We start from the raw sequence: 14,836 nt of genomic DNA on the forward strand, positions 1-14,836 counted from the left end.
CATGAATACAAAATCTAATTCTTTTTTCTATATTTTTATCTCTGCAGTTCTATTGCTTATTGCTATATTACAATATGATCTATGGTTTAGTAGTACAGGGCTTATTAAATATAAAACATTAAAAAGCGCTGTTGCGAAGCAATCAGAAGAAGTGAGACAAAAATCTCAAACAAATGCTCAACTATACTCAGAAGTAGTTTCATTACGTAAAAATAGTGAAGTTCTTGAAAGTTTAGCTCGTGAGAATATGGGGTTGATTAAGCAAGGTGAGGTTTTCTATAGTGTCAAATAAATATGTGATTATTCCTGCTGCAGGTATAGGTAGTCGGTTAGGGCTTGATGTCCCTAAGCAGTATTGTAAGCTAGCCAATGGTAAAACTATTCTTGATAATACATTAGAGAAGTTTGTCGAAAATTCTTTTTTTGATAAGGTTATTATAGCAATTAGCTGTAAGGATGCTTTTTGGCAAGACTCTATTTATTTTGATAGTCCAAAAGTGCAAACTTGTATTGGTGGTGCGACTAGGTTTAATAGCGTCCATAATGCTCTTCATGCAATAAAAAACTATGATTCTAAAGATTGGGTTTTTGTTCATGATGCTGCAAGACCTTGTGTGTTAATAGATGATATTTTAGAGCTTTATGAAGCTGCTAAATTATCGCATTCTCAAGCTGGAATTTTGGCAATTAAAGCTTTTGAAACTGTCAAAAAAGTAGCTGCTAAAAATATTATCACAAAGACAATTAACCGTAATGATGTTTGGCTTGCACAAACCCCACAACTATCTAGATATGGTCAATTGAAAGAAGCATTGGATTTTTGCTTTACAAATGACTTAACTGATAGAATTACAGATGAAGCTTCAGCACTAGAACTTTATGGAATAAATCCTATAGTCGTAGAGGGATCAAGAAAAAATATTAAAATAACAACTAAAGATGATTTAGATTTTGCTAATTGGTATTTTGGTAGCTAAAACTCTATTTAATTAACAGTCCAATCAAGTATCCAAATATAATAACTAGTCCCATTATTAATAAGATAGAATCTAAAATAACTCTTCTATAGTTTTTGCACTTTATATTTTTATATATAATTATTACAGGTAGTACATATAGAAGAAATGCTACTGTAGGAGCCACTAAAATACCGATGATATCTAAGATTTTGAAGTTAGCAATTGTACATATCCATAAAACTATAAATATAATGAAAATACATGCTTTACTTATTAAAGAATCTGAAATATGTATTTTACAAACTTCTTTAAAGAAGTATCTGAATAAGTATCTTAAAGCTTCTATTGAGCCAATATAGCAACCAATAAAAGAGCTAATAATCGCTGTAAAAACTATCATTGGAGCTAATATGTTGAGTAGAATACTTGGATGCTGCTCTTGTATTAGTGTAACTATGGATAGGTTGTTTGCACTTGCTCTATTTAAATCCTCCACTGTTGTACTAAGCAAACATGAAGTTACAAAAAGCAATACAAATATAAATAATATTAGTGCATTGATTTGTAAGATTTTATATATTTTTGCTTTTTCTTCAGAACGTTCTATTTTTACGTAATCTCTATAAAATATAACTAAACTTGAGATTACAGGTGAGTGGTTCATAGATAGTACAAGTATTGGTAATACCATTAGCACACCTATTATATAGCTTGTAAATTCAAAGTGACTATCAGTTACAAACTTATAATTCCAGTCTGGTATGATATATATAGTTAGTATCAATACTAATAGAATTAGAAAGATAACAATGAGTTGCATAAATTTAAGTATAATATTCATACCTAATGATACAACTGTCATAAGTATTACTAGTATACTAAAGCTAAACCATACGCTAGTAGATAGGTCTGTTTTTACTAAATTATAATTTATAAGAAAGTTACTAAGTTCACTATTTAAACCAATAGAGTACATTGGCATATTTAAAAATATAGCAAAGAAGTATAGAACTACACATACTAATCCAAAGATTTTTCCTAGATTATGTGTAAAGACATCTGTAATACCACCATCATCAGCTGATAAGACGATATTTGACATATTTTTATGTGAATAGTAGGTTAATGGTAGAGCAAAAATCATAACAGTTGCCAATGCCCAAAATCCACTATCACCTGCTTGGACTGGTAGATAAAGAAGTCCAGCTCCAATAGCAGTGCCAAATAAAGTAAATATCCATTGAATATCTAGTTTAGTGGAATTTAGATAAGTTGGTTTTTTCATACTTAACTATTCCAGTCTAATATTACTTTACCACATTTACCACTTTTCATAATTTCAAAGCCTTCTTTATAATCATCTATAGATAGCCTATGGGTGATTACTGGAGTCATATCCATACCAGCTTGAATCATACTTGACATTAGATACCATGTTTCAAACATCTCTCTGCCATAAATACCTTTTAAAATTAAGCCTTTGAATAGTATAGCACCCCAATCAACAGATACGTCACTACCTGATATCCCTAGTAGAGATAATTTGCCACCATGATTCATTACATCCAGCATCATTGATATAGCGGAATTGATGCCTGACATTTCTAGACCAACATCAAAACCTTCTGTCATACCTATGCCAGACATAACCTTACGCATTTCTTTAACAAGTTCATTCTGTGTTTTATATGGAGCAACATTTAGTACAAAAGTTGCACCGAAGTCTTTAGCTTTCTTTAGACGGTATTCATTGACATCTGTTACAACAATTCTTCTAGCCCCACAGAATCTGGCAATTTTTATAGCCATCAGGCCAATAGGTCCTGCGCCAGTAATTAAGACATCTTCACCTGTTAGGTTAAATGAAAGTGCAGTATGTACAGCATTTCCTAGAGGATCAAATATACTTGCGATTTCATCTGTAATAGTATCAGGGACTTTAAAAACATTTGATGCAGGCATTACTAGGTATTCAGCAAATGCACCTTGAACATTTACACCAACACCAACTGTTTCTCTACAAAGGTGGCGTTTACCAGCTCTACAGTTACGGCATTGACCACATACTAAATGACCTTCGCCAGAAACTCTATCTCCTATCTCAAGACCTCTGACAGCATCTCCCATAGCAGCAACTTCGCCAATAAACTCATGTCCAACTATCATAGGTACAGGGATCGTTTCTTGTGACCATTTATCCCAGTTATAGATATGTAGATCTGTACCACATATTGCTGTTTTTCTAATTTTGATTAGTACATCATTATGTCCATATTCTGGCATAGGAGCATCATCAATCATCCAAATACCAGGTTCTTTTTTTAATTTAGATAGTGCTTTCATTATTTTTAGTCCTATTGCTATTAGATAATACCTAATTCTTTACCAGCTTTTGTAAAACCCTCTACAGCTTTATCAATTTGTTCAAAAGTATGAGCAGCAGACATTTGAGTTCTAATACGAGCTTTACCTTTTGGTACAACAGGGTATGAGAAAGCTATTACATAAATTCCATAATCTAGTAATTTTTCTGCAAATTCAGCAGCTTTTTTCTCATCATAAATCATAACTGGAATAATAGGGTGCTCACCTGGTATTAGATCAAAACCAGCTTCAGTCATTTTAGATCTGAACCTCTGTTGGTTTGCTTGTAGCTGATCTCTTAATTCGTTAGAATTTCTAGTGATTTCAAGAGCTTTTAATGATGTTTTTGCAATAATTGGTGCTAGAGAATTTGAGAAGAGATATGGTCTAGATAGATTTTTAAGTAAGTCTACAACTTCTTTTTTCGCACAAATATAGCCACCAGAAGCACCACCTAGCCCTTTACCAAGTGTGCCAGTTAAAATATCTACACGACCCATTACATCACAGTGTTCGATTGAACCTTTACCATTTTTGCCAACAAAACCAGAAGCATGGGAGTCATCAACCATTACAATAGCATTATATTTATCTGCTAGATCACATACAGCTTTCAAATTAGCAATAATACCATCCATTGAGAAGACACCATCTGTTGCAATCATTTTAAATCTAGCTCCAGCATTATCTGCTTCTATAAGCTTTGCTTCAAGATCTTGCATATCATTGTTGTTATATCTGAATCTCATAGCTTTACAAAGTCTAACACCATCAATAATACTTGCATGATTTAGTGAATCACTAATAATAGCATCCTCTTTTGTAAGAAGCGTTTCAAATAAACCAGCATTTGCATCAAAACAAGAGGGGTATAAAATAGTGTCTTCAAATTCGAAAAAGTCAGATAATTCTTTCTCTAGTTGTTTGTGAACGCTATTTGTTCCACAAATAAATCTTACAGATGCCATACCATAACCACATTCTTCAATATGATTTTTAGCATATTTGACGATTTCTGGATTGTTGGCAAATCCTAGATAATTATTAGCACAGAAATTAATAAGAGTATCGCCGTTTTCTAAATTGATTACAGGTTCCTGAGGTGTAGAGATTACTCTTTCACTTTTATATGTCCCTGCATCTTTAATTTCTTGAATTTTATTGTTTACGTTATTATAAAAATTTTTATTCATTAAAAGCTCCCTTGATGTTTCTAAAACAAATTGTTTAATAGATATATAATATATATAAGAATATTTATATTTGGAAACTATTTAATTAAAAAAAGAGGAAGAAAAGTATGAAGAAAAAGCCTAGTTATTATTCTAGATCAAATTTATCTCGAGAGTAATCTGCTAGTATATCTGAGTTTAGGCCAAGTTTAGAACCATCAGAAGCTGGGTTTTCTAAGTTTATAGCCCAGAACATACTACCGCCATAGTTTTCACCTGCAAGGTAGTTGATAGCTTGTTTGCTAACTTCCATACCTTCCCAAACACCACCAGCAGCTTGGTATCCAGGTTCAAAGCCTAATATAACTAAATTAGGATCAACTCTTGAGCTGAATGTGTTTAAAACATCTTTGTATACATTCATATTCCAAGTTTGTCCATTTGGCATATAGCTAGGACCAACATCATAAGCCATGATATTTACCCAGTTCACTACTTTATTTAATGAACTACCATGAGCTCTTAACCAATCATCTATAGCTAAACCTTCACCATCTGAGTTAAAGCCAGGGAAGCCATATTTACTGCTGTCAGCCATGAAAGCATTAAATCTAGTAGTATAACCGATTTGCTTATCTTGCATGCCTTCAGCATCTAGTTTTTGGCGTAATTTAAGCATTGTTTCTGCTAATACCGCTTGCTCTTCTTTTGCATTTGGATTAGGTTGACCATTTGCAAGTTGGTTAATGTGCTCCCAATCAAAATCAATACCATCACCTGATACTTTTAGTAGATCAACTAATTGATTTACTAATTCATCTACTTGAGCAGGGCTGATAGTTTGTTGTAGGTCAGACCAACCACCTAGCGCCCAGATGAACTTACTATTGTTTTTGTGGGTAGAATCAATAAGTGCATCAATTCGTGATCTCATCCAATTATCTGTGCGTTGATATGCAGGAGTACCATCTGGATATTGTTTCATTACATCTAGAACATTATGTCTTGTCATAGATTCATAAACAGCAGTGCCATTCCACTCTTTATCAGCAGGGCTGTCAGGGTTTGGGTTAGGATCTAGTGTTAAGAATGAATACAATACATGTGTGTATGGCGCAACATCATTAGTATAGTAGTTCGATTGTGTATTGCTAGTTCCGGCAGGTGCTTGTAATGCACCTTTCCAGTTTGCCCAATATCCCACTACTTTTTTACCAGCTTCGATAGGAGCTTGTTGCTCAAATGCAACACTGATATTTTGACTATCTTGGTTAGCTGTGAATGAGCTAGGAGATGTTGTTACTCTATATCCAGATATAGAAGTAGTTGTTACAGTCCAAGTAGCATCATCTTTTGGTATGCTAATACTATAGTTATCATTTTTATCAAGAGTAAGCTCTTGTTTATCACCATTACTACTAGTCAAAGTAAGAGTTGCTGTTTGTTGGTCAGGGAGACCATTAACTTTTACATTTACATCTTGGGTTGGAATTGCTTGTTTTTCAAATACTAAGTTTGCTTTGCTTGTATTGAATTTAGTCACAGTTACTGTGATAGGTTCTGCTTTATAAATAGTACCATTTTCAGAAAATTCTCCTACTGAAATAGTATATTTAGTACCGCCATCTGTTGCTGGCAGATTATTGATTGTAACCGGATTGCTAAAGTTAAGCATACCTTGTGTAATTATCTTTCCATTAGAATCTTTTACAGTATAAGTAGGTTTTTTAGTTGTATCCGCATCGATACGTGCTGATAGTTCAATAGAGCCCTCTTCAGCAGGAGCAGGTTGCTCATAGTTTATTTGTATATTTTTAGTTTCACCTTTGGCTATAGAGAATGCTGTAGGAGAGGCAGTACCATTAGCACCATTTATAGCTGGGACAACTATTTTAATATCTCCAGCAGGAACTTCTGCATTTATAGCAGAGCCCCAAGCAGCATCAGTTATTTCTGAGATTTTGACATCACTACTATTGTATATGACAACATCTGGTAGAGACTGGTCTGTGATAAAACTTGGTTTTTCAGGAAGTTTGATAGCAACAGTAGCTTTTTCTTGAACCTCTCCTTCTCCAACACTAAAGTTTTTCACCTCAAAATCTGGTGCGTAATTAGCATCGTAAGTAACAACATTCGTTGGGGAGAATGATAATACTGTAGATTGTCCAGCTGGTAATACATAGCCTTCTCCTTCAGGCCACCATTTTTCAACAGTTACTGATACTTTATTACCGTTTTTAATAACAGATGTTTTACCTGGTAATCCCCATATACTTCCCGCTTGAACACCGTTAGTTAGTTCAAAGCTGATAGGGTTTTTGAGTAAATCAGTATTTTCATCACATTGAAACCTTAAAGACCCTGTCCATCCATCCTTAGCTTCATCTAGAGTACAGTCAGCAAAAGCTGTTGATCCCATAAGAGCTAGAGTAACAAACGAAAGCATTTTTATTTTTCTGTTCATAAGAGTCATCTCCTTACAGTTTTTTAATAAACGCAGGTTATTGGCCTACAAATTAATTATATGCCCATAAAAAAAAGCAAATCAAATAAGTTTTACAGTAAATACTCTTTATTATGAGGTTGATAAATAAAGCTTAATCTTGTTTTAAAAACAGCCAAGTTTTATTTTGCGAGATAAAGATATCATGAAATAAGAAGTAGAAAATTATCAGAAATTGATAGGGTATATCAATAATTGATAGGTGTAGAGAAAATAAATATGATTCCGAACAATATAACCCTTTTTTAGTGAACTAAAAGAGAAAGGAGTTGTTAAGATTTTATATTATTCAGAATCATATTGTTCTTGAGTATATTTAGCAAGAACATCAGAATTTAAGCCAGTATTGTCAGAAGTGATATATGGAGTTTGGTTAATTGCCCAGAACATGCTACCACCATAGCTATTGCTAGCTAAATAATTAATAGCTTGTTTACTAACATCCATACCTTCCCAAAGACCACCAGCAGCTTGGCCACCTGGCTCAAAACCAAGGTTCACTTTAGCCTTATTAACACGAGAGCTAAATGTGTCTAAAACGTCTTTGTATACATTCATATTCCAAGTTTGTCCATTTGGCATATAGCTAGGGCCAACATCATAAGCCATTATATTTACATGATCAACTACTTCATCTAGAGAGCTACCATGAGCTTTTAACCAATTATCGATTGCTAAGCCTTCCCCATCAGAGTTAAATCCTGCAAATCCATATTTACTACTATCAGCCATGAATGCATTAAATCTAGTTGTATAACCGATTTCTTTATCTTGCATACCTGCTGCATCAAGAGCTGTACGTAGTTTTAATAATGTCTTAGCGAGCGTTGCAAGCTGTTGATCTTTATTTGGGTTTACATTACCATTAGCAAGTTGGCTTAAGTGTTCCCAGTCAAAATCAACACCGTCCCCGGACTTTTTAAGCAGATCAACTACCATTTTAACAAATGTATCAATTTGATCTTCTCTAATAGTTTGCTGAATATCAGACCAGCCACCTATTGCCCAGATAAATTTAGCATTATTGTTGTGTACAGCTTCTATTAGGCCATCCACTCTTTGTCTCATCCAGTTATCCTTACGTTCCCAATCTGCAGTTCCAGCAGGATATACTTTCATAAATTCAAGTACATCACCAGCAGTCATAGATTCGTAAATTGCGCTACCATCCCAATATGAGTTAGAAGGATTATCCGGGTTTGGTGATTTTGCTAGTGTCAAGAATGAGTAGAATACATGAGAATATGGAGCTACATCAACACTATAGTATTCTGCTTCACTATTAGATGTTCCGGCAGGAGCTTGTTGCGCGCCTTTCCAGTTTTCCCAATAGCCTATTGTATTACCATTAGATTCTATTTGAGATTGTTGTTTAAAAGTAACTTCTATATTTTGACTATTTTCATTAGCTGTGAATGTACTAGGAGATACATTTACAGTATATCCTGATACAGATGTAGCTGTTACAGTCCATGTAGAACCATCTTTAGGAACTGCTGTATTATAGTCTTTATTACTATTTAAAGTGACTTCTTGCTTTTCACCATTTTCATTAGCTAGTGTAAGTGTTATATCTTTTGCATTATCAGTTGCTAATCCAGAAACTTTGATATTTACATTTTCTGTAGGAATTGCTTCTTTTTCAAATGTTAGATTAACATCAGTAGAATTAAATTTAGTTACAGTAGTTGTTACAGGCGCTGCTTCATACTTATATCCATCTTTAGAGTAGCCATCTACACTAATAGTGTATTTCGTACCACTTTCAGTAGCTTGAAGATCACTAATAGTAATAGGGCTATTAAAGTTAATTGTTCCTTGGGCAACAACTATACCACTACTATTTTTAATTATATAAGCTGGATTTTGTTCTGGTGCATCAGAAGTGCTAGCAGAAAGGTTGATACTACCAACTTCAGCAGGAGCTGGAGTTTCATAGCTTATTTCAACAGATGCTGTTTCTCCTTGAGCAAGAGTCAAGTTAGCTGGAGATGCTGAACCAGCGCCCCCATCAATTGCAGGGACTGATACTGTTAAAGCGCCAGTGGGGACACTTAGATTAACTGTAGATCCCCAAGCCGCATCATTAATTTGACCAACTTTTGTGTCGCCTTTATATATAAGAACATTTGCTAAAGTGGAGCTATCAGTTATAAAGCTAGGCTTAGATGGTAAAGTTACGGTTACTGTTCCTTGTTCTTGAGCTGAACCACCACCAACATTGAAGTTTTCAATACTGAATTCAGGTGCGTAATTAGAATCATAGACAGAAACATTTGTAGGTGAGAAAGATATGGTAGTAGATTGACCCGCAGGTAATATATATCCTTCGCCTTGAGGCCACCATTTTTCAACTGTGACCGATACTGTATCTCTATTTTTAGAAACTGTTGACTTACCTGGTAATCCCCAGATGCTTCCTGCTTCTACATTATTAGATACTTTAAAACTAATAGGATTTTCTAGAAGATCAGTATCTTTATTACAATGAAACTTAACAGTTCCAGTCCATCCATCCTTAGTCTCATCCAGTACACAGTCAGCTGCAAAACCAGATGATCCCATTAATGCAAGTGTAATCATAGATAAAAGTTTCTTTTTGTTGTTCATATTTCCTCCGTCTTTAAGACTATTCATTTAGCGTGTTTAATCAAACTGCTTTTATAAGTTGGTGCAAATGATATTATGAAAATTAAGCTTTTATAAGTGGGTGAAAATAGTAGGTCTTGTTAAAAATTAGTAAGCAGTATTGTTATATTTATAATTTGTATAAAAAGTTTAATAGTTATTGAATTTGTAGAAACTGTGTAAATCCCAAATCTATAATTAATAATTTTTATATTAGTATTAAGAAAAGGGTGAATTTTAGGTATAAAATAGGCTTGAAGCAAAAAACCTATAAAAAAGTGTAATTTTTTACAGAAAGTACTTGCAATTGGGTAAGTGTATGCGTATTATATGTCTTCACCGGCTGGGAGTGATCCAGTGGGAAGCTAGACAGGGAGTAGTTTTCAGGTCTTAGATATTTAATAGATATATTATATACAAACACTTTGTTAAAGAATTTGAGTATCAGTAGTTAGAGTCAGAATTTGAGAATTAAACTGAAGAGTTTGATCCTGGCTCAGATTGAACGCTGGTGGCATGCTTAACACATGCAAGTCGAACGGTAACAGTAGAAGCTTGCTTCTAGCTGACGAGTGGCGGACGGGTGAGTAACGCGTAGGAATCTGCCCATCTGTGGGGGATACCAGTTGGAAACGACTGTTAATACCGCATAATATCTGCGGATTAAAGGTGGCCTTTGTGCTGCCGCAGATGGATGAGCCTGCGTTGGATTAGCTTGTTGGTGGGGTAAAGGCCTACCAAGGCTACGATCTATAGCTGATTTGAGAGGATGATCAGCCACATTGGGACTGAGACACGGCCCAAACTCCTACGGGAGGCAGCAGTGGGGAATATTGGACAATGGGGGAAACCCTGATCCAGCAATGCCATGTGTGTGAAGAAGGCTCTAGGGTTGTAAAGCACTTTAGTTGGGGAGGAAAGCTTATGAGTTAATAGCTCATGAGAAGGACGTTACCCAAAGAATAAGGACCGGCTAACTCCGTGCCAGCAGCCGCGGTAATACGGGGGGTCCGAGCGTTAATCGGAATTACTGGGCGTAAAGGGTCTGTAGGTGGTTTGTTAAGTCAGATGTGAAAGCCCAGGGCTCAACCTTGGAACTGCATTTGATACTGGCAAACTAGAGTATGGTAGAGGAATGGGGAATTTCTGGTGTAGCGGTGAAATGCGTAGAGATCAGAAGGAACACCAATGGCGAAGGCAACATTCTGGACCGATACTGACACTGAGGGACGAAAGCGTGGGGATCAAACAGGATTAGATACCCTGGTAGTCCACGCTGTAAACGATGAGTACTAGCTGTTGGATTCGGTGTAAAGGATCTAGTGGCGCAGCTAACGCGTTAAGTACTCCGCCTGGGGACTACGGCCGCAAGGCTAAAACTCAAAGGAATTGACGGGGACCCGCACAAGCGGTGGAGCATGTGGTTTAATTCGATGCAACGCGAAGAACCTTACCTGGTCTTGACATCCTGCGAACTTTCTAGAGATAGATTGGTGCCTTCGGGAACGCAGTGACAGGTGCTGCACGGCTGTCGTCAGCTCGTGTTGTGAAATGTTGGGTTAAGTCCCGCAACGAGCGCAACCCCTATTGATAGTTACCATCATTAAGTTGGGTACTCTATTGAGACTGCCGCTGACAAGGCGGAGGAAGGTGGGGACGACGTCAAGTCATCATGGCCCTTACGACCAGGGCTACACACGTGCTACAATGGGTATTACAGAGGGCTGCGAAGGTGCGAGCTGGAGCGAAACTCAGAAAGGTACTCTTAGTCCGGATTGCAGTCTGCAACTCGACTGCATGAAGTCGGAATCGCTAGTAATCGCAGGTCAGAATACTGCGGTGAATACGTTCCCGGGTCTTGTACACACCGCCCGTCACACCATGGGAGTGGGTTGCTCCAGAAGTAGATAGCTTAACGAATGGGCGTTTACCACGGAGTGATTCATGACTGGGGTGAAGTCGTAACAAGGTAGCCGTAGGGGAACCTGCGGCTGGATCACCTCCTTAACGGAAATACGAAAAAAAGAATAAGCTTTAGCTATTGATTTCAAGTGATTTAACTTAGTGTTTGTAGATAATATATTTTAGTGTAAATAGAATACGGGTCTGTAGCTCAGTTGGTTAGAGCGCACCCCTGATAAGGGTGAGGTCGGTAGTTCGAGTCTACTCAGACCCACCAGTTTTTTTGGGGCCATAGCTCAGCTGGGAGAGCACCTGCTTTGCACGCAGGGGGTCAGCGGTTCGATCCCGCTTGGCTCCACCATATTTTATTTGCATGAAGATAGAGATATTTAACAATTTAGTATAGAAATAGACTTAAGAAAATAAGTGCAAGCGGTGGATGCCTTGGCATTCAGAGGCGATGAAGGACGTGATAATCTGCGATAAGCTTCGGTTAGCTGGTAAATAAGCTTTGATCCGGAGATTTCCGAATGGGGGAACCCACCTAGCATCAGTTAGGTACTCACTCGATATAGAGTGTAGAGCGAACGAGGGGAACTGAAACATCTAAGTACCCTTAGGAAAAGAAATCAATTGAGATTCCCATAGTAGCGGCGAGCGAAGTGGGAAGAGCCTGGTATGATTTAGCATGATATATAGTAGAACAAGTTGGGAAGCTTGACGATAGAGGGTGATAGTCCCGTATACGAAATATACCATGTGGAACTAAGCATACGAACAAGTAGGACGGGGCACGTGGAACCTTGTCTGAATATGGGGGGACCATCCTCCAAGGCTAAATACTACTGAATGACCGATAGTGAACTAGTACCGTGAGGGAAAGGTGAAAAGAACCCTTATAAAGGGAGTGAAATAGAATCTGAAACCGCTTGCATACAAGCAGTAGGAGCATGATTTAGTCATGTGACTGCGTACCTTTTGTATAATGGGTCAGCGAGTTACTTTTAGTGGCGAGGATAACTGAATAAGGGATCCGTAGCGAAAGCGAGTTTTAATAGGGCGACTAGTCGCTAGGAGTAGACCCGAAACCGGCGCGATCTATCCATGGCCAGGTTGAAGGTTGGGTAATACCAACTGGAGGACCGAACCCAATAATGTTGCAAAATTATGGGATGAGCTGTGGATCGGAGTGAAAGGCTAATCAAGCACGGAGATAGCTGGTTCTCCCCGAAAACTATTTAGGTAGTGCCTCGTGTATAACTGATTGGGGTAAAGCACTGTTTCGACGATGGGGGTTTTACGACCTTACTGACTCGATGCAAACTCAGAATACGATCAAGTTCAATCACGGGAGACACACTGCGGGTGCTAAGGTCCGTAGTGGAAAGGGAAACAGCCCAGACCGCCAACTAAGGTCCCCAAGTCATAGCTAAGTGGGAAACGAAGTGGGAAGGCCCAGACAGCCAGGAGGTTGGCTTAGAAGCAGCCACCCTTTAAAGAAAGCGTAATAGCTCACTGGTCGAGTCGGCCTGCACGTAAGATTTAACGGGGCTAAGCTATGCACCGAAGTTGCGGAATATATATAGTATATTGGTAGGGGAGCGTTCTGTAAGCCGATGAAGGTGAATTGAGAAGTTTGCTGGAGGTATCAGAAGTGCGAATGCTGACATGAGTAACGTAAAATAAGTGAGATTCTTATTGGCCGAAAACCCAAGGATTCCTACGCAATGTTAATCAACGTAGGGTAAGCCGGCCCCTAAGGCGTAGCTGAAGAGTGAAGTCGATGGGAAACAGGTTAATATTCCTGTGCCGCTTATATGAACGAAGGAGGGACGGAGAAGGTTAGGTAGGCCTGGCGAATGGTTGTCCAGGTGAAAGTATGTAGGTAGAGTTATTAGGCAAATCCGGTAACTTGTTGATCTGAGATACGAGACGAAGTCAAATTTTATTTGACGAAGCTATTGATACCACGCTTCCAGGAAAAGCTTCTAAGTATATTGTATAAGCGACCGTACTCTAAACCGACACTGGTGGGTAAGTAGAGAATACTAAGGCTATGAGATAACTCTGGTGAAGGAACTAGGCAAAATGACACCGTAACTTTGGAAGAAGGTGTGCCCTTGATGGTGAAGAGACTTGCTCTCTGAGCTGTTGGGGGTTGCAGATACCAGGTGGCTGCGACTGTTTATCAAAAACACAGCACTCTGCTAAATCGTAAGATGAAGTATAGGGTGTGACGCCTGCCCGGTGCTGGAAGGTTAATTGAAGGGGTTAGCGCAAGCGAAGCTCTGGATCGAAGCCCCAGTAAACGGCGGCCGTAACTATAACGGTCCTAAGGTAGCGAAATTCCTTGTCGGGTAAGTTCCGACCTGCACGAATGGCGTAACGACGGCCACACTGTCTCCACCAGAGACTCAGTGAAATTGAAATCGCTGTGAAGATGCAGTGTACCCGCGGTTAGACGGAAAGACCCCGTGAACCTTTACTACAGCTTTGCACTGGACTTTGAATATTTATGTGTAGGATAGGTGGGAGACTTTGAAGCACGATCGCTAGATTGTGTGGAGTCGTCCTTGAAATACCACCCTTGAATATTTGAAGTTCTAACTCAGGAGAGATTCGAGGACAGTGTATGGTGGGTAGTTTGACTGGGGCGGTCTCCTCCCAAAGAGTAACGGAGGAGTACGAAGGTGCACTCGGTACGGTCGGAAATCGTGCCAAGAGTATAAAGGCAAAAGTGCGCTTGACTGCGAGAGTGACGGCTCGAGCAGGTACGAAAGTAGGTCTTAGTGATCCGGTGGTCCTGTATGGAAAGGCCATCGCTCAACGGATAAAAGGTACTCCGGGGATAACAGGCTGATTCCTCCCAAGAGTTCATATCGACGGAGGAGTTTGGCACCTCGATGTCGGCTCATCACATCCTGGGGCTGAAGCAGGTCCCAAGGGTATGGCTGTTCGCCATTTAAAGTGGTACGCGAGCTGGGTTCAGAACGTCGTGAGACAGTTCGGTCCCTATCTGCCGTGGGCGTTAGAGATTTGAGAAGAGTTGCTCCTAGTACGAGAGGACCGGAGTGAACGAACCACTGGTGTTCCGGTTGTTTCGCCAGAAGCATTGCCGGGTAGCTACGTTCGGACGGGATAAACGCTGAAAGCATCTAAGCGTGAAGCCTCCTTCAAGATTAGATCTCTCTAGCTTAGCTAGTAAGGAACGTTGGAGACTACGACGTTGATAGGCTGGGTGTGGAAGTACAGCAATGTATGAAGCTTACCAGTACTAATGATCCGAGAGACTTAAGTCTATTTCT

At 38.6% G+C, this 14,836-nt stretch carries 7 protein-coding genes, 2 tRNA genes and 2 rRNA genes; 6 read left to right on the forward strand and 5 right to left on the reverse strand.

The window, feature by feature from the left end; translation table 11 throughout:
- Position 1 precedes the first annotated feature (1 nt).
- Both QI37_RS09490 and ispD read left to right on the forward strand, forming a co-directional pair.
- Positions 2–292 (forward strand): FtsB family cell division protein, encoded by a 291-nt coding sequence (locus QI37_RS09490; RefSeq protein WP_040010556.1) that lies wholly within the window; start codon positions 2–4, stop codon positions 290–292.
- Complete coding sequence (gene ispD / locus QI37_RS09495; RefSeq protein WP_040010557.1) at positions 282–977, forward strand: 2-C-methyl-D-erythritol 4-phosphate cytidylyltransferase; 696 nt, start codon at positions 282–284, stop codon at positions 975–977. Before QI37_RS09490 ends, ispD begins: the two co-directional genes overlap by 11 nt.
- A gap of 4 nt (positions 978–981) precedes the next feature.
- Here ispD and QI37_RS09500 read toward each other — a convergent pair whose 3' ends face one another.
- The 5 genes from QI37_RS09500 to QI37_RS09520 form a co-directional block, all read right to left on the reverse strand.
- Positions 982–2,244: an amino acid permease gene (locus QI37_RS09500; protein ID WP_040010558.1), complete on the reverse strand. Its 1,263-nt coding sequence runs from the start codon at positions 2,242–2,244 to the stop codon at positions 982–984.
- 2 nt (positions 2,245–2,246) lie between these two features.
- Positions 2,247–3,302, reverse strand: a complete 1,056-nt coding sequence (gene tdh / locus QI37_RS09505; RefSeq protein WP_040010559.1) for an L-threonine 3-dehydrogenase — start codon at positions 3,300–3,302, stop codon at positions 2,247–2,249.
- A 20-nt stretch (positions 3,303–3,322) separates the two neighbouring features.
- Positions 3,323–4,516, reverse strand: a complete 1,194-nt coding sequence (locus QI37_RS09510) for a glycine C-acetyltransferase (protein WP_040010560.1) — start codon at positions 4,514–4,516, stop codon at positions 3,323–3,325.
- A gap of 127 nt (positions 4,517–4,643) precedes the next feature.
- Complete coding sequence (locus QI37_RS09515; protein WP_040010561.1) at positions 4,644–6,962, reverse strand: glycosyl hydrolase family 18 protein; 2,319 nt, start codon at positions 6,960–6,962, stop codon at positions 4,644–4,646.
- 324 nt (positions 6,963–7,286) lie between these two features.
- Positions 7,287–9,611, reverse strand: coding sequence for a hypothetical protein (locus QI37_RS09520; protein ID WP_144242733.1), 2,325 nt, complete (start codon positions 9,609–9,611; stop codon positions 7,287–7,289).
- 491 nt (positions 9,612–10,102) lie between these two features.
- Here QI37_RS09520 and QI37_RS09525 point away from each other — a divergent pair.
- The 4 genes from QI37_RS09525 to QI37_RS09540 all read left to right on the forward strand — a co-directional run bounded on the left by QI37_RS09525 (position 10,103) and on the right by QI37_RS09540 (position 14,830).
- Positions 10,103–11,636: ribosomal RNA gene (locus QI37_RS09525) — 16S ribosomal RNA — on the forward strand.
- 95 nt (positions 11,637–11,731) lie between these two features.
- Positions 11,732–11,808 (forward strand) — tRNA-Ile (locus tag QI37_RS09530).
- A gap of 8 nt (positions 11,809–11,816) precedes the next feature.
- Positions 11,817–11,892: transfer RNA gene (locus QI37_RS09535), tRNA-Ala, on the forward strand.
- A 51-nt stretch (positions 11,893–11,943) separates the two neighbouring features.
- Positions 11,944–14,830, forward strand: a 23S ribosomal RNA gene (locus QI37_RS09540).
- The 16S and 23S rRNA genes sit together here with 2 tRNA genes alongside, the layout of an rRNA operon.
- Positions 14,831–14,836 lie beyond the last annotated feature (6 nt).

The organism is Candidatus Francisella endociliophora (assembly GCF_000764555.1).
Taxonomy (GTDB): Bacteria; Pseudomonadota; Gammaproteobacteria; order Francisellales; family Francisellaceae; genus Francisella; species Francisella endociliophora.

Excerpts from the sequence above, each read along its gene's own strand:
- QI37_RS09490 (WP_040010556.1), top strand. The coding sequence starts at position 2 with ATGAATACAAAATCTAATTCTTTTTTCTATATTTTTATCTCTGCAGTT.
- QI37_RS09500 (WP_040010558.1), bottom strand. The coding sequence starts at position 2,244 with ATGAAAAAACCAACTTATCTAAATTCCACTAAACTAGATATTCAATGG.
- tdh (WP_040010559.1), bottom strand. The coding sequence starts at position 3,302 with ATGAAAGCACTATCTAAATTAAAAAAAGAACCTGGTATTTGGATGATT.
- QI37_RS09510 (WP_040010560.1), bottom strand. The coding sequence starts at position 4,516 with ATGAATAAAAATTTTTATAATAACGTAAACAATAAAATTCAAGAAATT.
- QI37_RS09515 (WP_040010561.1), bottom strand. The coding sequence starts at position 6,962 with ATGAACAGAAAAATAAAAATGCTTTCGTTTGTTACTCTAGCTCTTATG.
- QI37_RS09520 (WP_144242733.1), bottom strand. The coding sequence starts at position 9,611 with ATGAACAACAAAAAGAAACTTTTATCTATGATTACACTTGCATTAATG.